This window comes from Methylobacterium sp. PvP105, from assembly GCF_017876975.1.
In the GTDB taxonomy this organism is placed as follows: domain Bacteria; phylum Pseudomonadota; class Alphaproteobacteria; order Rhizobiales; family Beijerinckiaceae; genus Methylobacterium; species Methylobacterium radiotolerans.
Map to the genome: position 1 here is coordinate 1,277,727 of NZ_JAGIPA010000001.1, position 25,773 is coordinate 1,303,499.

The window sequence follows — 25,773 nt, forward strand, 5'->3', positions numbered from 1 at the left end:
CATGTCGGCAGCCGACAAGCTCCTCGGCCTCGAACTGAAGAACGGGTGGAAGGTGACGAGGCACCTCCAGCGCGGTCCCGCCGCGACCGGCGGGATGTTCTCGCAGAGCTACATCGCGGAGAAGGGCGCCGCCGTCGGATTCCTGAAGGCGTTCGACTTCTCGCCGGCCCTTCAGCCGGACGTCGACATGGCGAACGAGATCCAGAAGCTCATCGCCTGCTACAACCACGAGCGCGCCATCCTCGATCATTGCCGCGGGCGCAGGCTTTCGAAGGTCGTGATCGCCCTCGACCACGGCGACGTCCAGGTGCCCGGCATGGGCCCCATGGAGGGACGCGTCTTCTACCTCATCTTCGAGATGGCCGAGGGCGACGTCCGGGTGCAGATGGACACCAGCACCGCGTGCGACGCCCTGTGGTGCATGCATGCGCTCAAGGACATCACGCTCGGCCTCTGGCAGGTCCACAAGGAGATGATCGCCCATCAGGACGGCAAGCCGTCGAACGTGCTCGCCTATCCGGGCCCCTCCTTCAAGGTCGCCGATTTCGGGCGGTCCTCGCGGAAGGGCCAGCCGGCCGCCCACGACGACTTCAAGATCGCCGGCGACCGCGGGTATGCCCCGCCCGAGCAGCTGTTCGGCTTCGTGCACCCCGAGTTCACCAACCGCCGGATCGGTTGCGATCTCTACATGCTGGGAAACCTCGCCGCCTTCCTGTTCTCCGGGGTCAACATCACGCCCCTCCTCCTTTCGAAGCTGGATCCGCAGCATCATCCCCGCGCCTGGGGCGGGACCTACGAGCAGGTCCTGCCATACGTGCGGAACGCCTTTTCCGCAGTCCTGGCGGATGTGAGCCCGCTCATCGACGAGCGCGTCCGCGCCGACGTGCTCGGCCTGGTGCGCGAGTTCTGCGACCCGGACCTCCAGCGCCGGGGGCATCCCGACCACCTCGGCCAGTCCACCCAGTTCTCGCTCGAACGGTACGTTTCGAGGATGGACTTGGCTGCGAAGCGGCTCAGCATCCTCATGCGTACCGGGAGGGCCGCATGACGCCGGAATCCCTCGCGACGCAACGTCGTCTCGTCCCACGGTGGAGGAGCCTTGCGCTCACCTTGCGCGCGCGCGAGCTCGGGCTAAGGGGGACCCCGAAGCCGGCGCCCCACCTCTCGCCCGAAATGGTGCAACGTCTCGAACGTTGGCGAATGTTTCCCAGCATCGTCTCCGCATCCGAGCTCGTCGAGATAGCGATCGTCGAATGCCGGGAGGGAGAGGCCCTCAACGCAGCGCGCCGGCTGATTGCCCCGCCAGCACCGCCGCGCCGCTCGTCAGGGCCCAGGCGGCGGAACTCCTCCGCCGCAACGGCGAGGAGGTGCCCGACAAGCTGGTGCATGCGCGGCCGACCGACGCCACCGCGTGGCGGGACCTGACGAGGCTGCACCCGCACGACGCGCTGGCATGGGTCGAGCTGGCACTTCACCAGACGGTTGCCGGGCGGGACAAGCGGGCGGAGCGATCGATGCGTGTCGCCCTTCAGCTCTCACCCGACAACCGGCACGTGCTGCGTTCGGCGTCGCGGCTGTTCCTGCACATGGGGGACCCAGAGCGCGCGCACGACATCGTGCGAAGGAGTGCCGCGACCCGGGGGGACCCGTGGCTGCTCGCCGCGGAGATCGCCTTGGCCGAGCTTGCCGACCGGGATCCGACCTTCTTCAAGCAAGGCGTCCGCTTCGTCGATGACGGGGGAATGTTCCCCCACCAGATCACCGAGCTCGCGGGCGCGATCGGTACGGCCGACCTCCTCGGCGGTGGAGTGAAGCGATCCAGGCGCATGTTCCGCACGAGCATGGTCGACCCGACCGGCAGCTCGCTGGCGCAGGGTGAGTGGGCGACCCGGCACCTCGGCGTCGATCTCGTCCCGCACGAGCGACTGGACACGGTGTCGGAGGCTCACGAGGCCCAGGCCTTCCATCTCTATCGAAGGGCCCGCTTCGACGACGTCCCGTGCGCCTGCGAGGCTTGGTCCCGTGTCGATCCCTTCTCGCTCCGGCCCTACGAGTTCGGCGCGAGCACGGCCGCTTTCACGGAGGATTTCCCGAAGGCGGAGGAGCTGTCGGCCCGAGGCCTTCAACGCAACTCGGATTCGCCAATCCTGCTGAACGTCCGTGCCTTCGTCATGGCGTCCCAGAACCGTCTGGCCGAGGCCAGCAAGCTCCTGCGCCAGATCGACGCCAAAAAAGCGTCCCCTGCCTTCAGGCACCTGACCGGGGCGAACAACGGAATGGTGGCTTTCCGGTCCGGGGACCTGGCCAAGGGCCGTCAGCTCTACCTGGAGGCCGCGGAAGGTTTCCGAAAAGCACACATGCCCATGCCGAGCGCCCATGCTCGCGTCTTCCTGGCTCGGGAGGCGCACCTAGCCGGCGACCCGGATGCCCCGAAGCTCCTCCTTGAGGCACAAAAGGCCGTCGAGCGCCTTGGCTTTACGGAGGTGTCGTTCACCTTGGAGAAGGTGGAGACGCTGATGGGTATCGCGCCACTGAGCCCCCGCAAGCCGAACCCCGTGCCTCCTCGCCCCGAGCCTCTGCCAACGAAGCCTCGGGTCATCTCGTGGAGCACGCCAGGCTGGACCAGACCGGGATCGTGATCCGCGACCGAGCACAGCAGCGACCCGCTGGCGGCGGCGCCGGTGGATCTTGGTGGCGACGCAGCCCACTGGGGACCGAGCGACGTCCGAAGCTGCCAGACCGGCATCGGCCGTGGTAGCTCTTGGTAGGCCAAGGCTAGGGCTTAAATGGACGTTAATTTCGGAGACCAGAGGCGGATCCTTGCAAGCATACGCATCCGATCGCTGACGAACTCAGTCATCGACGCTCCGAATTTGGCCGACGCAGCGATTGTGTACCAGGGCGAGCCGACGACATTCCAAGATCGTCACCGCGGACGATCACTACGCGCAAGCATTTTCCGCCCGTACGTCGATCTGACCCACTTGACGGTGTAGCCGTCGGCCAAGTGGTCCGAAACCATCCTATTCCGAGGAATAGTGAGCGGTGAAGACCAGTTCGTTTTTGAACTCGGCAACAACCTGACGGGACATCTTCCTTACATATCGGCAGGAAACGTTGTGACCCGACTGCCCCCCCCGGGGGGAGGGGGTGCCCCGGGGGCAGGCTACCCTCGCGGAGGCAGGGGCACCCTCCGCCGACGGCGGCCGTCTACTCCACGCGCGCATGCCCTCGACCCTGTCTCCCCTGACAACGGGGGCGACCGTGCCGGGCGAGGCGTGTCCCGATCCAAGCCACGGCGCGCCCGTCATGCGAGGCGTCCGATTCGCGCGCGCGATGGCCCATGCGTGGGATGGGCGGCCCCCCGCCACGGTGCGCCTCTTAGGAGCGGGCAGGCTCGGTAGTCGGCCGCAGGATGCCCGGTTTGGAGTTGGCCAGCGACGCGCGTACCGTAGCTTCGTCGATGGGTGTGCTGCCCCATCGTCAACTCGATCCGACCCCAGATGATGACGCCCGACGCGCAGACCTCCACCACACCCTGCCAGGCCACCCGAGCCCACCTGCGGGCAGCCCATGTCGCATGGCTGCACCCCAAGGGGTCGATCGGGCGCGCCTGGGTCGGGACGAAGGTTGCCGACGACGACGGCGAGCGCTTCGAGGGCGAGACGCTCGACCCGGCCGATGCCGTCCTGAGGCAGCATGGCGCCGAGGACCGGTACAGCAGCCTCAACCGCTTCTGGGGTCGCCGGCGCACGGGTGAGTGCCTCAAGGCGGTCGGCTCGCTCGTTCTCGACTGGGACTACCAGAAGAACGAGAGCCAACCCTTCTATGGATGGGCGCCCGAGGCCGTGCGCGACCTCCTGATCGAGGCGATGGTCGCCGCCGGGATCCCGCTGCCCTCGATCTGGGTCGCCTCGGGATGCGGCCTGCAGGGGACGTGGGCATGCGACGGCGTGAAGGCTGCCGCGTGGGCGCGTGTGCGCGCAGTCTACGATGCCCTGCATGGGCCGGACCTCGCCACGAACGGCATGCCCAAGGTTCGGCGCAGGCACGCCGACCCCGAGCTCGATGCGATCGAGGCCAAGCGCCTGCCCATGTGGCGCCTGTTCCGCGACGCCGGTCTCGACCGCGTCTGCCGCGACAGCGCCCGCGTCGTGCGGCTCGTCGGGAGCATGAACGTGAAGAGCAGGACTATGGCCCGGCTCATCGCGCCCGCCGCATTTGCGGACGCGACGCGCTACTCGTTCCACGCCCTGGCCGACGCCATCCTGCCCGTGTCCCGGCGCGAGATCGAGGAGCGCCGAAGGGCCCGTGCCGAGGCCCAAACCGCCGCGGCCGCCAACGACAATCCGGCTCCTGCGCGTCCCCGTCGCCATGCCGGTCCGGCCGGTCGGTGGGTCGGGATCCTGCGCGACCTGTACGCGTGGCGGGACGGCATGGGCGGCCCGCCCCAGGGCAGGCGCGAGCTGTGGCTGTTCCTGACCGCGAACGCCACCGCGCACGTCCGGGGCGGACGGCGTGAGGATTGGGCCGCCGAGCTCGCGCCTCTCGCGGGCCTGACCGAGAAGGAGGCGCTCAGCGCCCTCGGGACGCTCGACCGGCGCCAGCGCCGCCACGAGGCTGGCGAGACCGACGAGTTCGAGGGTGTCGAGCAGTCCATCCTGTACAACCACAAGGCCGCGACGATCGTCGACCTTCTTGACATCCAGGTGGAGCAGGCGGAGCGTTTCGGTCTGCGCGCCCTGTTCCCCGGCGGCGGCAAGGCCATGACGCCGGCTGAGCGGCAAGCGGCACGCCGACGTCGCCTCGGGATCGAGAGCGCCTCGGATTCGGCCGATCAACGGCTCGCGATCGGCATGTACGCGATGGGGCAGCGAGCGGCCGGCATGAGCCTCGCCGAGATCTGCGCCTGCCACGACCTGGGCAAGGAGGCGGTCCTCTTCGCCATGCGCCTCGCCTCCGCCGATTACGGGCTCGACGGCGCGATCGATGCCGAGACCTTGAGGGCCGCCCGGGATGCCGAGGCTCTGGAGCGGTCCTCCATCGTGGCCGAGACGCAGTCCGAGGTCCTGGCTAACGCCACCGGGATCGATGAGGCTGTCGAGCCTGTCGGGTTCGCGTCACGCTATATTGTGGGCTCTGCCTCGCGTGAGGCCCGCCCCGCCTCACTGGCGCCCCTGCCGGCTCCCGGAGAGGTCGTGGTCCAGCGCTGGTCGGACTGGTTCGCCACCGTGACCACGGCCAGCGGGACGTGGGAGTGGCACAGGGATGCGGCATGGGACCTCGTCGGGGATCCCGGCTGCGTCGACCCCGCCGATGCGGTGCTTGCCCAGGCGGCTCTCCAGGACCTCTCCAGGCCCATCGTCGGGCCCGCCAGACGGTCTGCCCGGCGAGATGGCGCTCGGGGTCAGTGCCGCCTCGCGCCCCCTTCCAGGGCCGCCCCGCTGCCCCAGCTGGACCTTTCTCGCGAGGCCGAGGCTTACGCGGATGCCTCCGGGGGCTGGACTACGCCTCGCCGCTCCCTGGCGCTTGTGGCAGCCTAGGCGACGCGGTATTGTCGGGACGCCTGGGGTTCGGGCGAGATGCAGCACATCTCGAAGGCATCTCCGGATCGCCGGGGAGGCCTTCATCTATTTCGGGCCCCTGCGTGGCGCTGACCGGGACACGGGCCCCGTGGCAGCCTCCCCGGCATGGCACGCCGCAAGCAATCCTCCTCCGGCTTCAACCTCGACGGCTTCGATGGCGTCGACCTCGCGCTCGACCTCGGCGAGGCGATCGACCGCTGGAGGGATGAGTTCGTCCGAACGGTCGGCATGACCGACCCGAACCGGGGCATGGCCAAGTACAGGCGTGCCGCGGGCTGGGCAGTGGACGAGGTTGCCCGGCAGGCCGTCCTCAACATCCGCTACCGCTTCCACTCGACCATGAAGCGCAGGTCGCCGTGGACCGAATCCGCGGTCGCCTACAAGCGACTGAGCAAGGCGGAGCTGAACGCTCTGGAAAGGGGCGAGCGCAGCCCGGAGGACGTCTACGCCCACTTCTTCGTGAAGGCCAAGCAGTCGGTCTATTTGAAGTATCTCTTCGGCATGGAGCCGAACATCCGCCTTCCCGGCGACGTCGGGCTCGCGCGGAACCGGATCCTCATCCCGTGGTGGGACAACATCACGAAGACGCAGGGCGTCCGCCCCACGAAGGATGGCGGGGTGCCCCGGGCATTCCTGTCCCGGTTGGCGCGCGAGGTCTCGGCCGACCGTTCGCCGAAGCGCTCGGGCACGCAGGGGCGGTGGGGCGTCTACTACGGGGCCATCAAGATCCACGGGCAGGCCCATGAGGGCTACATCGCCCGGCCGCCCCGGGTGCCCGTGACCGAGCAGGACGTCCTCCATCGGGGGCACTCGGCGCTGGACCAGGTCATCCAGACCCGGGGCGGGGACCTGCGCCGGATCGGCCGGAAGCTCAAGGACGTCGACCACCCCAGGGTGCTGTTCCTTGCTGTCGACAAGGCCCTGTATAAGCCCATCTTGCAGAAGCCGTGGGACGAGGCCTGCTCCGATGCCGCCTCGCGCGTGCCCGAGATCATGAGCCAGCAGCTCAACGACAACCTGGCGCACATGATGAAGAAGGGCACCTACCTCCGCTGAGGCTGCCCGGCCGGGACCGACAGCCCCACGACATGGGGAACCCGGGCTATCCGAATACCGCGGTCGGGGGACGCTCGGGGCACAGGAGCGATCCCCGTGCCGCCAGCCCCTACGTCCGTCCCAGCCTCCCCCACATTCGTCAGCCAGCCCCAGCGCGGCAATCCCCGGGGGATCCGCGCCCGGGCCACTGACCACGCCGTCCGGCGCTTCGCCGAGCGTGCCGTCGGGGTCATCGTCGACGAGGGCATGGACGACACCTCGGCGCTGGCCGAGCTCATTCGCCGCGGCGTGAACGTCCGCCGGGTCCGCCAGACCCTCTCGAAGCTCGGTGGCATCGGCGTCGGGAAGCGTGAACGGCTCCGCTCCACGATGGCGGGCGCCAAGGCTGGATGGATCCGGCAGTGCCCCAAGGAAGTCCGGCGCGAGGACGGCCGTATCGTCACGGCGTTCCATCCGCACCTCACGTCTGCGGGAATAGCCGGGCTTGCCGAGCACTTCTGCCGGGGCGCGCAGGCGACCCGCCAGCCCCTCATCCCGGGCGTCTGACCCATTAGAAAATCTGCGCCGGGGCGGCCCCGCGCCGCCCCCGCCGACCGATGCGGCAAAATGATACCGAAGCGTACTTCGCTTCCTTTGCCCTCGATGCCGCCAGCCTCCGCGAGGCCGCCAAGGGCTAGAAGCCCACGAACCCGTCGGGCGTGGTGACCCCGCCGTTGGGCAGGTCATGATGCTCCGGGGCAGGCTTGGGCTGGGCGTCCGGAGCCGCGGGCTCTGGGGGGATCCGGAGTGGATCCCCGATGACGTACCACCGCGACTCCGTTCGGATCCATCCCGGCCCCCTGGCGAGGATCGGGCTGGTCGTGACCGGACCCGGGGGCAGCAGGGGATGCCCGCTGACATAGCCGTGGAGGCACGGCAGGTCCGTGCCCGGGTACGTGGTCTCTACGTAGTCGGACAGGCACGGTGCCTCGGCGAGCGTTCGCGCGTCCGGAATCCACCCCGAGCTCAGCAAGTCGATGTCGCGGCTGGCATCCGCCCGCCGCCGGACGAGGTCACGAAGGGACAGGGGGCGCATGACGATCTCCTCGGCGCCATCATCGGATCGGTTCGTGAGAGGGACTAGCGGTCACCTCGTCGGGCAGGGGGGCGGCCCCTGACGCCGCCGGAAGAGGACCGAGTCGTGGAGCATCGCGCCGCTCGGTAGGATGAGCAGGTCGGTGTCCAGGCTCACTTCCGAGCCGCCGTTCGCGAAGCACGTGGCCGCCGTCACCCGCCCGTGTCGCAACCGGACAGCCTTGCAGTCGAGCCCGTCGATCCCCAGCCCCCGATCATCACCAACGACGATCGCGAAGACGTTCTCTCCGGCGCTCGGGCAGTACAGCCCGGGCGGCGGCAGGAGCCATGTCGTGTCGGCGGCCGCCGGGACGGCGAGGGCGGCCAGGGCAATGGCGAGGGCGACGGCACGCATGACAGGTTCTTCCGAACGGGGGGCGAGGCACCACGCCCGGCCGTCCTGATCGAACCAGGCGGCGGCCGCGGCGGTGAGGATGCTGTCGTCCGGGATGCGGAATCCCGGTTGGCCGAGACGATACGTGAAAGGGATGGCCCCGGCCGGCCGCGGCACGCCTGCGAGCGGGATCCCGCGGGCCCAGGCGTGGACGTCTCGGACCGCGGTCCCGAGGCAGCGAAGGCGGCTGGCCTCGCTCGCCCGGAACCTCACGCCGACGAGCGCAATTTCCGCGACGTGGTCGACGACTCGGCCGCCGTCGCGGACCGACCAACAGCGGCGGGTGAGGTTCCAGTAGACATCAGCCACCCTTCTTGTTCTTGGCCTTGGCCGCCTTGCGCTCCTGTTCGCGTACCTCGTGGCAGGAGTCGCAGAGGATGATGTGCCATCCCCCCGGGCGGTGAATGCCCGGCGCACCGCAATGCTCGCAGACGACGACGGACAGCGTCTCCAGAGCTGAACGGATCAACTCCAGCATTTCGGTATCGACGTTGTTCTTGCCGCTCATGTACCAGCGTAGGCTGGCGAACTTACTCTTGAGCTGCGTTGTCACGATGCCGTTCAGGACACCGTGAAACCGCATGGTAGATGCGCCGGCGCAGGCAAGCTCTTGCCATGGTACGCCAACTTCTACTGTGCCGGATGGAAATAGCTCTCCGTACTCCGCCCACATGCGGTCGCACATGTCGCCATGGTCCTCAGGGACCAGGCCGCCCCCCGGGAGGTACCTGTCTGAACGGATGGCCACGTATCGTTCAGCGATCTGCGTAACGACGTCCATGTGCCGCCGCGTGAAGGCATGAGGCGGCACATCCGAGTACGTCTGGCCGTCGTCCCCGGTGTCCCCCGGCATGGGCGGCTCCAGTCCCGTGCAGGACAGACGAATGAAGGTCTGGCCCTCCGGTGTGGGGTGCTGCACGATGCGCAGCGCGGGTTGGCTGCCGTATAGGAGTTCGAGGTAGCTGCGCAGCTCGCGCGCGGCCCGGCGGGCACGCATGTCCATGGCGGCCTCCTCAGTGCGCGAAGCGACGGTCTGAACGAAGCGCGACGAGATGCTCGACGGCGCGGCGGAGGGGACGGATCGAGCCGCCGCGCCAGGACGAGAGGCTGTCGAGCTCAGCTGCGTCTAGGTCGCCGAGCCACCTGCCGTCCCCCATCTCGGACCTCATCTTTTCGATAATGCCTCTGGCGACGATCGGGAGGTCCTGCCGCCGGGGGCCGGGGATCTCGACGACCGCGAAACGGTCGAGCAGGGGGCCCCGAAGGCTTGCAACGTCGTTGGCAGTGGCAACGAGCGACACACCGCTGATGTCGACGACCCCATCGACCCCAAGATCGAAGAAGCGGCGGCGGGCCGATAGTTCGCCCACGGCGACGATCGCCTCCCTGAGGGATCCATTGTGTCCACCCGTCGCTCCACTCTTGTCCAGTTCGTCGAGGATGACGATGCCATCGCCGGACTGGTTATCGACGAGGAGCTGCGTGAACAGGCTGAGCCGAGCCGTAGACCACTGCTTCGACGTTCCCGAGATCGAGGAGTCCGCGATCCCGGCGCATCCGTAGACGACCGTTGGCACGCCCAGGCCTTCGGCGATGTCCCGCGCAAGCTCGGTCTTTCCCGTTCCGGGCGCTCCGACGAGGAGCAGGTTCGGGACGGCTACGGTGTCCCGCCCAGCGAGCGTACCGAGAATGCGGGCGATCTGCGTCGCGAGCCATGGCCGCCGCGCCACGAGGTGCTCGCCCAGTACGGTGATGTCTGGCATGCGATGCAGCGGAAGGGCCTGGCCGACAAGTGCCCGCGCGGCGCCGGCCGGCTTCTTCGATTCGAGAGCTGTGGGCAGCACGACACGCGTGGGATGCCGCGCGTCCACGAACCCCGGGACAGGGCTGTCGTCCGGGATGACACGAGCATCCGCATACTTATCGTCAGGGGGATCGGCCGCACGGAGCAGCTCCTCCGGCGGGGCGGCCACGCTGGCGATCATCTCCAGGACGCGGCGGGCGGTCGATCGCGTCAGCTGCCAGGACGGGATTAGCTCAAGGTCGATCGGCGGGACGAGGTCGCGCTGGCAGAGCGCCACGCACTGAAGCATCGTGACGGCGATCTCGCGCACGGCGACGGGATCGCTTTGCGCCACGTGTGCGTAGCTGTGCAGTGTGTCGCTCAGCAGCGCGACGGCCCGGGCGGCCGCTTGAGGGTTAGCCAGCATGGCGCCGTAGAGCGTTGCACGGTCGGCGATCTCGCCGCACAGGTCCTCCAGCGCGATGTTCGGATTGAACTTTCCTTCCTGCAGCGCGAGGGCCTCGACTTCCTCGGCATAACGGGGGCACGGCTCGCTCCCGAGCAGCTCCAGGGCGTCCTTGAGCGCATCTGACAGCTGCTTGCCGATGGCCGAGTTCAGGAGGTCTGACGTCCAGCGTCGGGCATCCTCCGTCACTGTCCCGCCCGCCGGCATCGCTCCGGCGAACAGTTGCCCCAGCGTGGGGAATCCGTTCGACGCGTAGACGATGTCGCGCCGGAAATGCTCTTCACTTTCCTTGTAGGCAGCCTGCCGGGCAGCACGCCGGGCAAGGCGCTGGAAGTCGTCGGATGTCATGGGGAGGCTCGCTGGAAACGGAGGGCACGCGCAGACGGGCGCCGAGCAGGGCTCAGGCGGTGCGGGCTATCCGTTTTAAGCAGCGAGCGAGGGTCACGGGGGTCGTCCTTCCGGTGAGGCTCCACCATGCCTGGGGCGGCCCCGGTGCGCAATCGGAAGTCCCAGAGAAGGTTAGGTTTTCCCTGGGCGATGGGCGACCGCGCCGTCCCGTTCCGAATCGCTCAGAGTGCTATCCTGGCGATGCCGATGGCGGGAGCGGGTGATGGCGCACAAGTATTGGGAGCACAGGTCGGCTTGGGACTTCTACCGCATGCCGGAGGCCGCGCAGACGGCATTCCGCGAGGCGGTCCGCGATGCGCGCTGCGGCGACGAGAAGGCGGTCGAGGCGTTCGTCGAGGCCAGCGTCACCGACCTGATGCGGCCGGTCGTGACCCTTCACGACTTGGTCAGCGACGGGCTCGCCGAGCTGCCCGCCGACGCGCGCCCCGACGTCGAGCGGGTGCTCTTCGGGCAGTTCAACGGGCAGACGTCGCCCATCCGCCTCGTTCGCCAGGTCCTCGACCGCGCCCGGCTGGACGGCCTGAACGACCGCCAGATCGCCGGGGCGGTCACGGTCGTCTTGGAGAGCCACGGGCTCCTTCAGAGGGACCCGGCCTGATGGGCGAGCTCACCCTCTTCGTGTGCTCGGCCGGTTCGGCCGTCCTTCTGATGGGCGTCCTCGCGACGGGGATCCTCTCGGCGCTGGACCGCTCGGATTCGAGCGGGGCGACCACTCCCGCGGGGGAGGCCTGCCCATGAGCCGCCCCGCACCCTCCGCCGACCTACTCGATCGGCTTGCCCGCAGGTTTCCGGGATCCCCCGTTCACGCCGCCTGGCGCGCGCGGGTCGTCGGGGATGTCGTCGAGGCTGTAGTCGGGCCCGATCGGCCGGGCGACACGCTCGCCGGGGGCGGTGGGGAACCGCCCCCGGATCATGTCCTCCGAGAACCCGATGTCGCGCATGATGCTCTCCAGGGCAGCCCGAACCCGGGGCGAGGTGACCGGAAGGAGGGGCTCGCGGGGGTCCTCCAGGAACTCCCGGCACCAGCGCACTCGGGGGTCATTCGGGTCCTGGACCGGGGGCTCCAAGCCGGCGAGGACGCGGATAGACTCGGGTGGATACTCGTCGTCGGGCATGCCACGGATTCTCGGCCCGCCCCCTCGGAGAAGCAAGCCCGGCACGTGCCACGGCACGTGCCAGAGCACGTAGACGGCGAGGCGAGATCCCCGACCCCGCGGGGCGGGCACACCGAACTCGCGCTGGAGCGCCTGGCGGTCCGGGGCGCTCGAATCCGGACGGGGGCCGCCCTGCCCGCCGTCTGGTCGGCCTAAAGCTGAGGGGAGGGGATGATGCGGATTGTGGAGTGAGCCAAGTTCAGCAAGATGCCGAAGGGCACGGTTCCAGGCAGAGGTATGGCGATGCGGATCTACCCCGAGACGCCCGTGCGGATCACGCTGCCCCAGGCCGTAGTTATCCATCCCGACTGGGACCGCCCGACGCCACCGGTCACCCGGCCCGCGGACTTCGAGGTCGTCAAGGCGCGCCTGGTCGCCGCCCTCGCGGCGGAGGTCATCCGGATGCTGGGGGCATGGGTATCTGAGCTCGACCCGGTGGTAATCTACGCCCCCGGGGGCGGCCAGCTTGGCCTGTCGCTCGCCGGGGATCCGGAGGCCCGGATCGTCGTGCCGTCCAGGCTCTCGACGCTGGACTCCATCGTGGCTGAGGTCACCGGCGGGGTGAAGCCTGTTTAAGTCAAATCCGGAGGTTGCCTTAAAAAGGGATCACGCCACCGGTCTGTGTGCCCCCTGTGCGCCCGCGAAAATGAACGAATATTTAGAAGCATCGCTCAAATTTGACCAAATACTATGAACTGACAAGATCACTACAATTTATCGCAAATAAATCCATTTTCTCGCTAAGCTTCGTGAAAGGGGATGTGTTTATATCAGCAGGCCTCGCCGGCGCCGCCGGTCTAAAGAGGCTGACAGATATGCCCTTCACCCAACAGCAACTGACGGACATGTTCTCGACGGGGGCCGAACACGTGGGCCGCGTCGCTGAGCTAAGGAGGTCCGGCGGCGACCCAGCCGCGTACATGAACGATCTCTTCGGCGCCCCCGTCGTCATCGGCGTGTACCGCAAGAAGCGCGGCGGGATCGGCTATCTTGTCGTCAGGGGTGTCGCGCACCTCCAGCGTATCTTGGAGCGGGGCCAGGCCGAGCACCTCCCCGTGGCATACTACCTGTTCGAGTCGGCGGAGGCGGCCACGTTCGCGGCCGACGTCTACGACCGGCATCCGGACGCCCGGTGGGTGGAGGCGCATCTGGACGGGCGCGCCTTCGGCCTCGGCCTCACTTGGACTGAGTGACCGCAGATCGTCGCCGGCAACCGGCTGGGGACCTCCAATTACCGTGATGACGGCGGTCCCTGGGAGGGTTCAGCGGGACGCTGAGCGCTTTGGCGATCTGATGCTGTCCTCACGCTGGTCCCAGGCGGGGCGATAAGCCCTCGATCCCGACCCTCAGGCAGTCCTCGCGTGGTAGCCGATGAGCCACACCGCACGGGTCATGTTGTAGAACAGGTTGGCCAAGCCGATCTTCGTCCGAGCTCTCGCCAAGCCGATGGGCCGCACCACGAGCCTCATCGGCCCCTTCTGCCGGGCAAAGACATGCTCGACGGCCGCGCGGACCTTCGACTTCTCGCCGTTGGCCCGGGCGACGTTCCTGGCCATCGGCTTGCCCGGCGGCTTCTTGCGATGGATGCGGGAGCGGAAGCCGTTGCCCGCCAAGTGTGCCTCGTTAGCCTTCAAGCGGTAGGCGGTGTCAGCCCAGACGTCGCCGGCGGTGTTGGCTTTCGACACCAGGTTGGGCAACTGCGCCCCGTCGTGGCGAGCCGCGTCGGTGGCGGTCCAGGCCCGGATCAGCCCATGACGGCAGTCGATGCCGACGTGGTTCTTGTAGCCGAAGGCCGGCACGGCAATGTCCACGCGCTTCGCCCCGTCCTCGGCCGGCGTGGCCTTCGACCATTTGATCGTCCAGCGCGCGTCGCGGTCCTTCTGAGCGAGCTTGGCCGGCTTGGCCTTCCAGGCGTCGGGCACACGGCTGGCCTTCAGATCCGCCTTCTCGGCCTCGGTGTTGCGCTGCTTGGGCGCGGCCATCACGGTCGCGTCGACGATCTGCCCACCCATCGCCAGGAAACCGGCGTGCCGCGGGGCCGCCTCGTAGACCGAGAACAGCACTGCGATGGCCGGCTTTCCCGCAATTTCTGCCCGGGTGAGCGCCTCGCGGAAGGTCAAGATCGTGTTGGCGTCGGGCACCGGGTCGGACAGCCCGAGCCCAAAGAAGCGCATGAAAAGGAAGCGCATGAAGGAGAGCCTGTCCGTGATCAGGAACTCCGTGCGCTCGTCCGACAGCGAGTGGCTGGCCTGGAGGATCAGCACCTTGAACATGAAGACGAGGTCGAACGGTGGGCGACCGCCCTTCGATCCGTCTGAACGAGACACGGAACGGGCGAGGTCGTCCCGGAACAGCTCGAAATCGACGATGCGGCTCAACCGCTCCCGCGCGTCGCCCTTGGCCGAGAGATCCTTCTGACGCTCATCGACGTCGAAAAACCGGGCTGACCGCGCATCGCAGCACCTCACCGACCGCCGACGCCATCACACCACGAAACCCCTCAAACCGCGAGGTTTTTGGAGGTGTTCGGCTGGGCCGTGCCCTGGAACGGGACACAGGGGCGGTGCGAGGCTGCCCGATGGTCCGCCCGAACGCTCGGAATCGGGCGGATCGCCCGGCAAGCGTGCAAAAAAGTCCGCCCGAGATCCGCCCGAGAACGAGAAAGCCCCGGACGATGGGTCCAGGGCCTAGAACGTAAATTCCTGCGATTTTGAGAGTATTTTTGGTAGCGAGGGAGGGATTTGAACCCCCGACACAAGGATTATGATTCCTCTGCTCTAACCAGCTGAGCTACCCCGCCACGAGCAGCGATCGTCCGCGAGGACGATGCGTGCAGTGGCGGCGGTATAGGGAGAGCGGGCGCTCGGTGTCAACGGTTCTCCGTGCGCAAATCGCGGACGCGGAACTGTCGCGTTCCGCGCCGCACGGATCGCGGAAGGAAATGCTCGGCTGTCACCCGGAGCCGACGGTCGCCGACGCGGCGGCCATGTCCGACTCGCCCGAGGCCGCTAGGTTGCCGCACGGGCCGCGCGACGGCCCGTGAGATCACGGAGCGTTCGATGACAGCGCGCATGAGCCATCGCAGGACGACCAGCATCGCCGTCCTTCTCGTCCTTGGGCTGCCGCTCGCCGCCGGTCCGGCCGTCGCGGCGGGCAAGGAGGTCACCTACCGCGCCGCCCTCAACGGCGGCAGCGAGGTCCCGGCGACCGCGTCCCACGGCGAGGGCGAGGTCACCGCGACCTTCGATCCCGCCACCAAGCGCCTGAGCTGGTCAGGCCGGTACAGCGGCCTCACCGGTCCGGTCACGGCCGCCCATTTCCACGGGCCGGCCAAGGTGGGCGAGAACGCCGGCGTGCTTGTTCCGGTGACGGCGGCGAGCAGTCCCTTCACCGGCGAGGCGACCCTCGACGACGCCAAGGCCGCCGATCTCGCGGCCGGCAAGCTGTACTTCAACCTCCACACCGCCGCGAACCCGAAGGGCGAAATCCGCGGCCAGCTGGAGCGCGCACCCTGATCCGGAACAGCGGAAGCCTCGACGATCCGGGCCGCGCCCGGTAGGCGGATCCCGTCCACCTGCCGGAGCCTTCGATGAAGCACACCGACGCCATCATCGCCTGGACACCCGTCCGCTGGGCGGAGCTGAAGCCGGAAACCGCCGGGCAGGTCGTCATCCTGCCCGCGCCCGACACCGCCGGAGAGGCCAAGCGCTACATGATGCGCGCCGGCGCCAGCTCGTCCGCCCTGGCCACCCTGTCAGAGGAAGCGCGCATCGCGCGCCTCTTCATCGACTTCCAGACCGTGGTCGTCCGCGACGGGATCGATCCCCAGGTCGCCCACCGGGCCTTCCTGGCGATCGACGAGTACCGGTTCCGCATCGCCCCCGACACCGAGGGCGCGGAATTCGAGGACCCTCCCGAGGAAGATTAACCTCACCTCATCGGCACGGTTCACCGCGCTCATGGAAGCGTGAGAATTTAGAATACACACATTACGGGCGCGCCCTATCTCCCGGCGGGTCCTCAATTCGTCGGAGGCCGGCCATGCCCGTATCCCGTCGCGCCGTCATCGCCGCAGCCGCCCTCGCTCCGCTCGCCGGCCGCCTCGCCGCGGCGGCGGAGCCTCTGATCCGTCGGCCGATTCCATCGACCGGCGAGATGCTCCCGGCCATCGGGATCGGTACGTCCCGGCGTTACGAGGTCGAACCGGCGCCCGAGGCAGTGGCGCCTTTGAGGGAGGCCGTGAGAACCTTCGTCGATCTCGGCGGATCGGTGATCGACACGGCCCCGAGCTACGGCACCGCCGAGGACGTCCTCGGCCTGATCCTGGCGGAGCCCGGCCTGCGCCGGAAGATCTTCCTCGCCAGCAAGGTGGACACGACCGGCCGCGACGCGACGCTCGCGGAATTCGACCGGTCGCTCAAGCGAATGAAGGTCGACACTCTCGATCTGGTAGCGGTCCACAACCTGATCGACGTGACCGAGAATCTGGCGGCCCTGCGCGACCTGAAGGCGCAGAAGCGCATCCGATACGTCGGCGTCACGGTCTGGCGCGACAACCAGCTCGACGCGCTGGAAGCCGTCATGAGGCGCGAGAGTCTCGACTTCATCCAGGTCAACTACGCCATCGACAACCGCGCCGCCGCCGAGCGCGTGCTCCCGCTGGCCGCGGATCGTGGCACGGCGGTGATGACCAACGTGCCCTTCGGCCGCGACCGCCTGTTCAAGGCGGTCCAGGGCAAGGAGCTGCCGGCGGTCGCCAAGGATCTCGGCTGCGCGAGCTGGCCGCAATTCTTCCTGAAATACGTCCTCGGCAACCCCGCCGTGACCTGCCCGATCCCCGGCATGGCGAAGGCTGCCTACGTCGAGGACAACCTCGGCGCCGCGCGGGGCAAGCTCCCGGATGCGGCGCAGCGCAAGCAGATGGAGACGTTCATCGATGCGGTCTGATCTCACCTCGCGCCGCGCGGCGCTCGCCCTCGCGGGCGGACTGGCCGTGGCCGCGGCTCTCCCGGCGGCCGTGCCCGCCCTGGCCCAGGACGGCCCGAAAAAGATCCGGATCGGCGTCATCGGGGCCGGGAATATCGGTGGCACGATCGGGACGCTCTGGGTCAGGGACGGCCACGAGGTGATGTTCGCCTCCCGCCACCCGGAGCAGCTCGCCGCCATGGTCTCGGAGCTCGGGCCGAAGGCGAAGGCCGGCACGCCCGAGGAGGCGATCACGTTCGGGGACGCGGTCTTCATCGCCGTCCCCTACAAGGCCTATCCGGACCTCGCGAAGGAGATCGGCCCGTCCCTCAAGGGCAAGGTCGTCCTCGACGCCGGCAATGCCACGCAGAAGCGCGACGGCGCGCTCTACGACGAGGTCCAGGCCAGCGGGATCGGCGCCACCTCGGCCAAGTACTTCGCCGGCGCCAAGCTCGTGCGCGCCTTCAACGCGGCCAACTACAAGGTCTTCGCCAAGGAGGGCGCGGACGGCGGCAAGGGGCGCGCGGGCGGTCGGATGGCGATCCCGATCGCCGGGGACGACCCGGAGGCGCTGAAGGTCGCCGAGGGTCTTGTCCGCGACGCCGGATTCGATCCGGTGGTGGTCGGCCCGCTCAAGGACGCCGACAAGTTCGCCATGGGCAGCCCGGGCTTCGGCCACGACGTCACCGCGCCTGAGATGCGCGGGAAACTCGGACTGGCGAAATAGACGCTTCGCCCGACCCCTCGCCGCGCCCTGCGGCGGCGAGGGGTGCGACCGCGTCTCCCCGAGGGAGACTTGTCCGGGGAAGAAGCTCGTCTCGGTGAGATCGGCCCATGCCTGAATCCGCCCCCGCCCGCGGCACCCTCGCGCGCCTGATCGACGTTCAGCCCGGGGAGGGTCGGGCGCTGGCATGGTCCTGGGCCTACATCTTCTCGATCCTCGCCGCCTACTACGTCCTGCGCCCCATCCGGGATCAGATGGGCGTCGCTGGCGGCATCGAGAACCTGCCCTGGCTGTTCACCGCTACCCTGGTCGGGATGCTCGCCCTGAACCTGCCCTTCGCCTACCTGGTGAAGCGGATGCCGCGGGCGCGGTTCGTGCCGATCACCTACCGGTTCTTCGCGGCCAACATCCTCGCCTTCGCGCTGACGCTCTATCTCGCGCCCCCCGAGTGGGGCGTGTGGATCGGCCGGGTGTTCTTCGTCTGGCTGTCGATCTTCAACCTGTTCGTGGTGTCGATCTTTTGGGCGACGATCGTCGACGTGTTCTCGAACGCCCAGGGCAAGCGGCTGTTCGGCTTCATCGCGGCCGGCGCGACGCTCGGCGCCATCGCGGGCTCGGCCACCACCGCGATCCTGGCCAAGAATGTCCCGACCTGGGGCCTGATGCTCTGCGCGGTGGTACTTCTCGAGGTCGCGGTGTTCTGCATGCGCGGGCTCTCCGCGCTGTCGACGCAGCTGCACGAGGTGCCCGGCAGCCACGGGGGCGTCGCGGACGGGCAGGATCGGACGATCGGCGGGAGCGTGCTTGCCGGCGTCACCCGGACCCTCGCGTCGCCCTATCTGATCAACATCTCGCTGTTCCTGCTGCTGTTCTCGGTGACATCGACCTTCCTCTATTTCGAGCAGGCGGGCATCGCGAAGCGGAGCTTCCCGGATCGCGGCGCGCAGACGGCGTTCTTCGCCAGCGTCGACCTCGCGGTGAACGTCCTCACCCTAGGGATCCAGCTGTTCCTCACCGGCCGGATCGTGAACCGAATCGGCGTCGCCCTGACTCTGGCGATCCTCCCGGCCTTCAGCATCCTCGGCTTCGCGGCACTCGCCCTCTGGCCGACGATCGGCGTGATCGTGGCGTTCCAAGTGCTGCGTCGGGCCGGCAACTTCGCCATAGCCCGGCCGGTCAGGGAGGTCCTGTTCACCGTCGTCCCGCGGGAGGATCGCTACAAGGCCAAGAGCTTCATCGACACGGTGGTCTACCGGCTGGGTGATCAGGTCGGCGCCTGGTCGTTCACCGGCATCCAGGGAATAGGGCTCGGAAGCGCCAGCGTGGCCGGCGCCGCGATTCCGCTGTCGATGGCATGGCTCGTGAACAGCGTCTGGCTCGGGCGCGCGCAGGAGCGTCGCCGGGCCGAGCAGGCGGCGCTGTCGGGCAGTGAGCCCGAGCGGACCCCGCCTATCGTCCGCGCCGCGGCCTCGTCCAGCGGGTGAGGACCGCTGTCCCCCGCCTACCGGTGCCGCATGAAGTCCCAGACCAGATAGGCCGGGAACGGCAGCATGATCGCGAAGAAGATCCAGTCGAACATCTGAGGCATCAAGCCGTCTCCCGCTCGCTCTCCTGGTTCTACCGGTGTGGCCGGGTGAAGTTCCGTTCGGCCGCGGCGCCCCGTTAAGACGCGGTTTACCCTGACGGGCGACGTATCGCGCTCGGTCCGGGCGCGAGAGAGAGACATGGCGGGACCCGCATGGTCGGCGCCGCGGCGCGGGTGGCGCGCCGCCGCTCCCGCGATGGCCGTCCTCGGGCTCCTCGCCTTGTCGCCGGCGCCGGCCGCCGCGCAGGAGGAGCCGCTCTACATCCGCATCCGCCCGCTGTCGGACGCCGAGGCGGCGCGCGTCGCCCGGGAGATGCTCTGGGCCCGCAGGCAGGCCCATGCCCGCGCGGTGATCGAGTCCGTGTGCACCGGTTGCCTCGGCGCCTGGAAGCCCGAGCCGGCCCCGACTCCCGCGCCGGCCGACGACAGGATTGCGAACCTCACCGTTTCGTTAGGGGTTGAACTCGACCCCGGCTCCGGGGCATCCGGGCCCCATCCCGATTCATCGACCTCCGAGAGGCATCCATGACGCAAGCGCATCCGACCAGCGGCGCCGAGCCCGAAGTCGATTGCCCGGTGACCCTCGAGGTTCTGGGCTCCGTGTACCGGGCCGACGACTTCGACCTACCGCTGATTCTGGAGCAGATTCCGCCGCTCAAGCGCGCGCAGCTCGCCGCCTACCTCTACGGCAAGAGCCACATGCACAAGCTCGGGCTGAAGGTTGCCCGCTCCTGCGAGCGCGACGACCTGATCCGCGTGGCCGGCGAGATCGGCTCGGTGATCCACGGGCAGGCACACCTCAAGCCGTCGCGGCCGGCGCCCGAGGCGGCCCCGCAGCTGCGCGCCAAGACTCCGCCCGGCCAGAAGAAGGTGAGCCTCGCCGGTGCCGCCGCGAAGCCCGCGATCAGCCTCGGCGGCTCGGCCAAGGTCCGCAACTTCGACTGAGAGCCGACGCGTTTGGCCAGCCGAGACCGCCGCGCGCGGCTGGCCGCGCCGCGCGGCGCCGGACCGGCAGAAATGCGCACGATTGAGTACCGGCGTCCGGCATTCCTTCGGTGACGGCACGTCGGAAGGTCGGACAACCCGGACTTGTGCGTTGCACGCGCCGCGGCCTTCGGATAATCGCCCGCGATGAACACCGACCACGACAAGATCCTGATCGTCGATTTCGGCTCTCAGGTGACGCAGCTCATCGCCCGCCGGGTGCGCGAGGAGGGCGTCTACTGTGAGATCGTGCCCTTCACGAAGGCCGAGGCGGCGTTCCGCGAGCAGAAGCCCAAGGGCGTGATCCTCTCCGGCGGCCCCGAATCGGTGACCGTGGAGGCATCGCCCCGCGCGCCGCAGCTCGTGTTCGATTCCGGCGTCCCGGTCTTCGGCATCTGCTACGGCCAGCAGACTATGGCGGCCCAGCTCGGCGGTGCCGTCGAGGGCGGTCACCACGCGGAGTTCGGCCGCGCCGAGGTCGAGATCCTGGCCGATTGCCCGCTGTTCAAGGGCGTGTGGCACAAGGGCGAGAAGTACCCGGTCTGGATGAGCCACGGTGACCGCGTCACCAAGCTGCCGGACGGCTTCACCACCGTGGCGATCTCTCGGAACGCCCCCTTCGCGGCGGTGGCCGACGAGGCCCGCAACTACTACGCGGTCCAGTTCCACCCGGAGGTGGCGCACACGCCCCACGGCGCCCTGCTGATCCGCAACTTCGTGCGCGATGTCGCGGGCTGCTCGGGCGACTGGACCATGGGCGCCTACCGCGAGGAGGCCATCGCCAAGATCCGCGAGCAGGTCGGCTCCGAGAAGGTGATCTGCGGTCTGTCTGGCGGCGTCGATTCGGCCGTAGCGGCGGTGCTGATCCACGAGGCGATCGGCGATCAGCTGACCTGCGTGTTCGTCGACCACGGGCTCCTGCGCCTCGGCGAGGCCGAGCAGGTCGTGGCTTTGTTCCGCGACCACTACAACATCCCGCTGGTCCACGTGGAGGCGTCGGGGATGTTCCTCGCGGCTCTGGAGGGCGTCAGCGACCCGGAAATCAAGCGCAAGACGATCGGCCGCCTGTTCATCGACGTGTTCGAGGCCGAATCGAAGAAGATCGGCGGGGCGAAGTTCCTCGCGCAGGGCACGCTCTACCCCGACGTGATCGAGAGCGTGTCGTTCACGGGCGGCCCGTCGGTGACGATCAAGAGCCACCACAATGTCGGCGGCCTGCCCGAGCGCATGAACATGAAGCTCGTCGAGCCGCTGCGCGAGCTGTTCAAGGACGAGGTCCGGGTGCTCGGCAAGGAGCTCGGCCTGCCCGAGGGCTTCGTCGGCCGCCACCCGTTCCCGGGCCCGGGCCTGGCGATCCGCTGCCCCGGCACCATCACGGGTGAGAAGCTGGAAGCCCTGCGCAAGGCCGACGCGATCTACCTCGACGAGATCCGGCAGGCCGGCCTCTACGACACGATCTGGCAGGCCTTCGCGGTGATCCTGCCGGTGAAGACTGTCGGCGTGATGGGCGACGGCCGCACCTATGACCATGTCTGCGCGCTGCGCGCCGTCACCTCGGTCGATGGCATGACCGCCGACTTCTACCCGTTCGACATGGCCTTCTTGGGCCGGGTCGCGACTCGTATCATCAACGAGGTGAAGGGCATCAACCGGGTGACCTACGACATCACCTCCAAGCCGCCCGGCACGATCGAGTGGGAGTGAGCGGCCGCCGAGCGGTCGGCACAGGCGCGGCGGAGCGCGACCAGCTCGGTCGTCACGGATTGCAGAGCGCCGGTTCGACCGCCTTCATCGCCGGCCGGAACGCCGCGAGATGCAGCCCGTCGCGGAGCGCGCCGGGCTTCGCGTAGCCGGTGTCGCCGTCGCGCAGGGCCGCGAACGGGTCCGTGAAGATGCACCCGAGCCGCCCACAGAGGTTCTGCAATCGACGCGAGTAATCCGCGACCGCTCCCGCGTCGACCAACTTGCCGATCTCGCGACCGACCGGGGGGAGGGCGGTCACCACGACGCGCGGGCTCAAGGTCTGGAGCCGCCTGACGATGGTCTCGGCGGCGGCCTCGAACTGTTCCGTCGGCTTGTGCAGTTGCGGGTTGTTCTTCACCAGGATGTCATTGGTCCCGATGGTCAGGACGGCGAGCCGGGGACTCACCTTGAAGGACAGGCGCGCGAGGTAGTCCGCGTAGCTGGCCGCGGTCGCGCCGCTGATGCCGCCGTTGAGGAACTCGAGGCCGCAGGGCCGCTGGCTCCCGGGCTGCAGTTCCACCTGCGAATCGCCGGCCCAGAACACGTAGTCCGGCGGCGCCTCGTCGAGGCTGACCTGCACGGCGATCAGGCGCATCTCCGCGTAGGCCCGCGCGTCGGCCCCTGGCCGATGCAGGCGCCACCCGGCGAACCCGCCGATCGCCAGCAGGGCGAGCCCGCCGAGACCGAGGAGGACGGCGCGCTTCACGGCTCGGCCCCGGCTCGGTCGACCTGGGCGTCCGGCCGCGCGTCCGTCGTGGCGTAGTAGGGCTTGATGTCGAGGAGCGGCGTGCCGTCGAGGCAGTCGAGCCCGCGCACGCGGAGCGCGTCGCCGTCGCGGCCGAGCAGTTCCACGACGGACAGGGCGATCGGGTTGGGACGCGCGGGCGAGCGCAACGAGAAGGTGCCGCGAGGGCCGTCGGCGTGGCGCGGACGCTGGACCACGAGGCCGCGCGTCGCCCGGTCCATCCAGTAGAGCAGGATCAGGTGCGTGCAGCCCGTGACATTGCGCAGGGCGGGGACGTAGGCCGGATCGACCTCCACGGTGCAGACCGTGTCCGTCTGGAGCCCGTTCTTGGGACAGTCGGACCGCGTCAGCCAGGGCGTCCGCAGCCGACCGATGAAGTGGAGGCCCGCGTCGAAGGTCGCGGGCAGCGCGGCCCTCACTTCACCGGGACGGGTCCCGAACTCATCCGCGTCCATGCCGCCTCGCTCCGCGCCGGCCGGCTTGTCGGCCATGTGTTCGCGGCCCGCAACCCCGCATCTCGCCCCCGGATGGCGCGGGGTGTAGATCCGGCAGCAGGAACGGAGGCGACATGATCGAGCGGGAATTGCGGCCGATGCAGGCGGTGGCCGACGCCGGGACCGCCATCGACCGGCTCGTCGAGCTCTACGACGACGCGGCCGGAGCCCTGCGGACCGCGCTGGAGCGATACCTCGCCGGCGGGCCGCCGCCTGACGCCACGGAGCGGCTCGCCTTCCGCTACCCGGAGCTGCGGATCAGCTACCGCCCGGACGGACCGCTGCCGCGGGTCAGGCGCGCCACCGCCAAGCTCCAGGCCGCCGGCACCTACGCCACCACGGTCACGCATCCGGGCTTTTTCCGGACCTATCTGACCCGCCAGCTGGAGCCGCTGATCGCCGACTACGGCATCGCCATCGAGGTCGGCCTGAGCGCGCAGGAGATTCCCTACCCCTACGTGCTGGAGGCGGGGCTGGACGCACGCGGGCGGACCGTCGACGGCGCCGACCTCGCTACCTACTTCCCGGTCCCGCTCCTGTCTCTCGTGGGCGACGAGATCGCCGACGGGACATTCGACCAGATCGCCGGCGAGCCGCTGCCGCTGGCGCTGTTCGACGCGGTGCGGGTCGATTACTCGCTTCGGCGTCTGGTCCATTACACCGGCTGCGACTGGCGCGACGTCCAGCCCTGGATCCTGCTCACGAACTATCACCGCTACGTCGACCAGTTCGTCCGCCACGGGCTGGAGCGGCTCGCCTCGGGCGCGGAGGGGTTCGAGCGGCTGGTCCTGCCGGGCGGCGTGTCCGTGACCCGCGCCGAGGCGGCCGATGCCGACCCCGCGGCGGTCATTGCCGCCTCGCCCTGGCACCGGCACCAGATGCCGGCCTACCACCTGGTGGCGCGCGACGCCGACGGGACCCAGCGGGGCACGACGCTGGTCAATATCGGCGTCGGGCCGTCGAACGCGAAGACGATCACCGACCATCTCGCCGTCCTGCGCCCGGATTGCTGGCTGATGGTCGGCCATTGCGGCGGCCTGCGGCAGTCGCAGACCATCGGCGACTACGTGCTGGCGCACGCCTACCTCCGCCGCGACCGGATCCTCGACGAGCTCGTGCCGCCGGACGTCCCGGTGCCGGCCCTCGCCGAGGTGCAGGTCGCCCTCCAGGATGCCGCCGCCGCGGTGACGGGCGAGCAGGCCGACGCGCTCAAGCGGCGCCTGCGCACCGGCACGGTGGTGACCTACGACGACCGCAACTGGGAACTGCGCTTCAGCCAGGAGCGGCGTCGGATCAACCAGTCGCGCGCGGTCGCGGTGGACATGGAGAGCGGCACGGTCGCCGCCCAGGGCTTCCGCCTGCGCGTGCCCTACGGCGCGCTGCTCTGCGTCTCCGACAAGCCGCTCCACGGCGAGATCAAGCTGCCAGGCGCCGCCAACGCCTTCTACGATCGGGCGGTCTCGGAGCATCTCCAGGTGGGGCTGGCGGCCCTCGACGTGCTGCGGGCCGACCGGCAAGGTCTCCACTCGCGCAAGCTGCGAAGCTTCGACGAACCGCCCTTCCGGTAAAGTCTCGCGAAAACCGGAGAGGAGCGCAGGGTCGCGGCGTGCACGGCCCCGTCTCAGCGACCGACCGCCACGCCGTCAACAATACTCAAGCTTGGATACAGCCTCTGTGAGCGGTGTTGAGAGGTTAAGACACCACCTACCAAGCTGAGATTTCCCATGACCCGTATGGCACTCGTTTCCACCGCCCTCCTGGCGGCCGTGGCTCTCGCGCCGTCCGGCGCCGAGGCCCGCGGCCTCGGCGGGGGTGGATCCCACGGCGGCGGCTTCGGCGGGGGCGGATTCCACGGCGGCGGCTTCGGCGGGGGCGGATTCCACGGCGGCGGTTTCGGCGGCGGCTTCCGCGGGACCGGGGTCGGCGGCGGAGCCTTCCGGAACGGCGGCTTCGGCGGCGGCGCCTTCCAGAACGGCGGCGTCGGCGGGGCGCGGGTCGGTGGATCGGGCGGCGGCTTCCGCGGTGCGGGGCTCGGCGCGGCCGGCGTCGGTGGCGTCCGGACCGGCGGATACAATCAGGCCGGCCGGTTCGGCGGGGTCGGAAACCGCGGCCTCGCCGGTCGCGGCTTCGTCAACCGCGGCTATTACGGCCACCGCTACGGCCGCGGTGTCGGCTACGGACTCGCCGGCCTCGGGCTCGGCCTCGGCGTCGGGTACGGCCTGGGCGGTCTCGACTACGGCTACGACAACTGCGCCTACAATTACGGCTACGGCGCCTACGACCCGGCCGCCTGCGACAGCTATTACGGCTACGGCTACTGAGTCCGCCGCGCGGGCGCGGTGCCCGCGCTCCGGCTTAGCGACGCGTCCGCGCCCGGCCCTCGAGGCCGGGCGATACCGTTCGGGGACACCCGTGCCCGTCATGCCGCGGGTGACGGTACGCTCCGCGCCGGCATCCCGGAGCGTCGACTGCGGGACGCAGATCCGAGAACCCCTGTCGATGCCGCACGTGTCTCCGCCGGCTTCCGAGGCGCCCGGATCCCGCTGCGCGGCCGCGATGTGAAGCGGGCCGCGT

The 25,773-nt window shown here is 69.1% G+C and carries 26 protein-coding genes, 1 tRNA gene and 1 pseudogene; 19 read left to right on the forward strand and 9 right to left on the reverse strand.

Annotated features, from left to right (window positions below):
* Position 1 precedes the first annotated feature (1 nt).
* The 5 genes from J3A75_RS06075 (at position 2) to J3A75_RS06095 (ending at position 7,187) form a co-directional block, all read left to right on the forward strand.
* Positions 2 to 1,048 carry a protein kinase domain-containing protein gene (locus tag J3A75_RS06075; protein WP_059407737.1) on the forward strand — a complete coding sequence of 349 codons (1,047 nt, stop codon included), beginning with the start codon at positions 2 to 4 and terminating at the stop codon, positions 1,046 to 1,048.
* A 319-nt stretch (positions 1,049 to 1,367) separates the two neighbouring features.
* The gene (locus tag J3A75_RS06080; RefSeq protein WP_209649804.1) at positions 1,368 to 2,639 is read left to right on the forward strand and encodes a tetratricopeptide repeat protein; all 1,272 of its coding nucleotides are present in this window, start codon (positions 1,368 to 1,370) and stop codon (positions 2,637 to 2,639) included.
* Positions 2,640 to 3,503: 864 nt separating this feature from the next.
* A complete protein-coding gene (locus J3A75_RS06085; protein ID WP_059407734.1) occupies positions 3,504 to 5,543 on the forward strand; it encodes a hypothetical protein in 2,040 nt (679 codons plus the stop codon).
* Positions 5,544 to 5,690: 147 nt separating this feature from the next.
* On the forward strand, positions 5,691 to 6,641 hold the full coding sequence (locus tag J3A75_RS06090) for a hypothetical protein (protein WP_059407733.1): 951 nt from the start codon (positions 5,691 to 5,693) through the stop codon (positions 6,639 to 6,641).
* Between the two features lie 96 nt (positions 6,642 to 6,737).
* The gene (locus J3A75_RS06095; protein WP_070998508.1) at positions 6,738 to 7,187 is read left to right on the forward strand and encodes a hypothetical protein; all 450 of its coding nucleotides are present in this window, start codon (positions 6,738 to 6,740) and stop codon (positions 7,185 to 7,187) included.
* Between the two features lie 127 nt (positions 7,188 to 7,314).
* Here J3A75_RS06095 and J3A75_RS37350 read toward each other — a convergent pair whose 3' ends face one another.
* The 4 genes from J3A75_RS37350 to J3A75_RS06110 are packed head-to-tail and all read right to left on the reverse strand — an operon-like array spanning position 7,315 to position 10,745.
* Positions 7,315 to 7,716, reverse strand: coding sequence for a DUF6634 family protein (locus J3A75_RS37350; RefSeq protein ID WP_059407728.1), 402 nt, complete (start codon positions 7,714 to 7,716; stop codon positions 7,315 to 7,317).
* A 51-nt stretch (positions 7,717 to 7,767) separates the two neighbouring features.
* On the reverse strand, positions 7,768 to 8,457 hold the full coding sequence (locus tag J3A75_RS36430; RefSeq protein WP_245364360.1) for a hypothetical protein: 690 nt from the start codon (positions 8,455 to 8,457) through the stop codon (positions 7,768 to 7,770).
* Positions 8,450 to 9,151: a hypothetical protein gene (locus tag J3A75_RS06105; protein ID WP_059407727.1), complete on the reverse strand. Its 702-nt coding sequence runs from the start codon at positions 9,149 to 9,151 to the stop codon at positions 8,450 to 8,452. The genes J3A75_RS36430 and J3A75_RS06105 overlap by 8 nt, the downstream gene beginning before the upstream one ends.
* A gap of 10 nt (positions 9,152 to 9,161) precedes the next feature.
* Positions 9,162 to 10,745: an AAA family ATPase gene (locus J3A75_RS06110; protein ID WP_059407724.1), complete on the reverse strand. Its 1,584-nt coding sequence runs from the start codon at positions 10,743 to 10,745 to the stop codon at positions 9,162 to 9,164.
* Positions 10,746 to 11,007: 262 nt separating this feature from the next.
* On the opposite strand from J3A75_RS06110, the gene J3A75_RS06115 reads away from it, so the two are divergent.
* Both J3A75_RS06115 and J3A75_RS06120 read left to right on the forward strand, forming a co-directional pair.
* Positions 11,008 to 11,403, forward strand: a complete 396-nt coding sequence (locus tag J3A75_RS06115; RefSeq protein ID WP_070998510.1) for a hypothetical protein — start codon at positions 11,008 to 11,010, stop codon at positions 11,401 to 11,403.
* The gene (locus J3A75_RS06120) at positions 11,403 to 11,543 is read left to right on the forward strand and encodes a hypothetical protein (RefSeq protein ID WP_159392712.1); all 141 of its coding nucleotides are present in this window, start codon (positions 11,403 to 11,405) and stop codon (positions 11,541 to 11,543) included. Before J3A75_RS06115 ends, J3A75_RS06120 begins: the two co-directional genes overlap by 1 nt.
* Before the next feature lie 23 nt (positions 11,544 to 11,566).
* Here J3A75_RS06120 and J3A75_RS06125 read toward each other — a convergent pair whose 3' ends face one another.
* A complete protein-coding gene (locus J3A75_RS06125; protein ID WP_059408488.1) occupies positions 11,567 to 11,920 on the reverse strand; it encodes a hypothetical protein in 354 nt (117 codons plus the stop codon).
* A 282-nt stretch (positions 11,921 to 12,202) separates the two neighbouring features.
* On the opposite strand from J3A75_RS06125, the gene J3A75_RS06130 reads away from it, so the two are divergent.
* Entirely contained in the window at positions 12,203 to 12,535 is a 333-nt protein-coding gene (locus tag J3A75_RS06130) for a hypothetical protein (RefSeq protein ID WP_142585088.1), read from the forward strand.
* 101 nt (positions 12,536 to 12,636) lie between these two features.
* A complete protein-coding gene (locus tag J3A75_RS06135; RefSeq protein WP_142585087.1) occupies positions 12,637 to 13,152 on the forward strand; it encodes a hypothetical protein in 516 nt (171 codons plus the stop codon).
* A gap of 153 nt (positions 13,153 to 13,305) precedes the next feature.
* On the opposite strand, the pseudogene J3A75_RS06140 reads toward J3A75_RS06135, so the two are convergent.
* A pseudogene (locus J3A75_RS06140) lies at positions 13,306 to 14,414 on the reverse strand (IS5 family transposase).
* Between the two features lie 268 nt (positions 14,415 to 14,682).
* A tRNA-Met gene (locus tag J3A75_RS06145) sits at positions 14,683 to 14,759 on the reverse strand.
* 259 nt (positions 14,760 to 15,018) lie between these two features.
* Between J3A75_RS06145 and J3A75_RS06150 the strand changes: the two genes are divergently transcribed.
* The 8 genes from J3A75_RS06150 (at position 15,019) to guaA (ending at position 21,921) form a co-directional block, all read left to right on the forward strand.
* Positions 15,019 to 15,474 carry a CHRD domain-containing protein gene (locus J3A75_RS06150; RefSeq protein WP_058606545.1) on the forward strand — a complete coding sequence of 152 codons (456 nt, stop codon included), beginning with the start codon at positions 15,019 to 15,021 and terminating at the stop codon, positions 15,472 to 15,474.
* A gap of 74 nt (positions 15,475 to 15,548) precedes the next feature.
* Positions 15,549 to 15,887, forward strand: coding sequence for a hypothetical protein (locus J3A75_RS06155; RefSeq protein ID WP_012317452.1), 339 nt, complete (start codon positions 15,549 to 15,551; stop codon positions 15,885 to 15,887).
* 113 nt (positions 15,888 to 16,000) lie between these two features.
* Positions 16,001 to 16,906, forward strand: coding sequence for an aldo/keto reductase (locus J3A75_RS06160; RefSeq protein ID WP_012317453.1), 906 nt, complete (start codon positions 16,001 to 16,003; stop codon positions 16,904 to 16,906).
* Complete coding sequence (locus J3A75_RS06165) at positions 16,896 to 17,651, forward strand: NADPH-dependent F420 reductase (protein WP_012317454.1); 756 nt, start codon at positions 16,896 to 16,898, stop codon at positions 17,649 to 17,651. Before J3A75_RS06160 ends, J3A75_RS06165 begins: the two co-directional genes overlap by 11 nt.
* A 107-nt stretch (positions 17,652 to 17,758) precedes the next feature.
* Positions 17,759 to 19,132, forward strand: coding sequence for an NTP/NDP exchange transporter (locus J3A75_RS06170; protein WP_053620289.1), 1,374 nt, complete (start codon positions 17,759 to 17,761; stop codon positions 19,130 to 19,132).
* Positions 19,133 to 19,429: 297 nt separating this feature from the next.
* Positions 19,430 to 19,762, forward strand: a complete 333-nt coding sequence (locus J3A75_RS06175; RefSeq protein ID WP_106427898.1) for a hypothetical protein — start codon at positions 19,430 to 19,432, stop codon at positions 19,760 to 19,762.
* A complete protein-coding gene (locus tag J3A75_RS06180; protein WP_012317457.1) occupies positions 19,759 to 20,178 on the forward strand; it encodes a hypothetical protein in 420 nt (139 codons plus the stop codon). Before J3A75_RS06175 ends, J3A75_RS06180 begins: the two co-directional genes overlap by 4 nt.
* A 186-nt stretch (positions 20,179 to 20,364) precedes the next feature.
* Positions 20,365 to 21,921 carry a glutamine-hydrolyzing GMP synthase gene (gene guaA, locus J3A75_RS06185; protein ID WP_012317458.1) on the forward strand — a complete coding sequence of 519 codons (1,557 nt, stop codon included), beginning with the start codon at positions 20,365 to 20,367 and terminating at the stop codon, positions 21,919 to 21,921.
* A gap of 52 nt (positions 21,922 to 21,973) precedes the next feature.
* On the opposite strand, the gene J3A75_RS06190 is transcribed toward guaA, so the two are convergent.
* Positions 21,974 to 22,666 (reverse strand): SGNH/GDSL hydrolase family protein, encoded by a 693-nt coding sequence (locus J3A75_RS06190; protein ID WP_053620287.1) that lies wholly within the window; start codon positions 22,664 to 22,666, stop codon positions 21,974 to 21,976.
* Entirely contained in the window at positions 22,663 to 23,160 is a 498-nt protein-coding gene (tsaA, locus tag J3A75_RS06195) for a tRNA (N6-threonylcarbamoyladenosine(37)-N6)-methyltransferase TrmO (protein WP_053620380.1), read from the reverse strand. Before tsaA ends, J3A75_RS06190 begins: the two co-directional genes overlap by 4 nt.
* 113 nt (positions 23,161 to 23,273) lie before the next feature.
* Between tsaA and J3A75_RS06200 the strand changes: the two genes are divergently transcribed.
* Positions 23,274 to 24,767: an AMP nucleosidase gene (locus J3A75_RS06200; protein ID WP_209649806.1), complete on the forward strand. Its 1,494-nt coding sequence runs from the start codon at positions 23,274 to 23,276 to the stop codon at positions 24,765 to 24,767.
* A gap of 156 nt (positions 24,768 to 24,923) precedes the next feature.
* The gene (locus tag J3A75_RS06205; protein ID WP_209649808.1) at positions 24,924 to 25,520 is read left to right on the forward strand and encodes a hypothetical protein; all 597 of its coding nucleotides are present in this window, start codon (positions 24,924 to 24,926) and stop codon (positions 25,518 to 25,520) included.
* Positions 25,521 to 25,773: the final 253 nt, after the last annotated feature.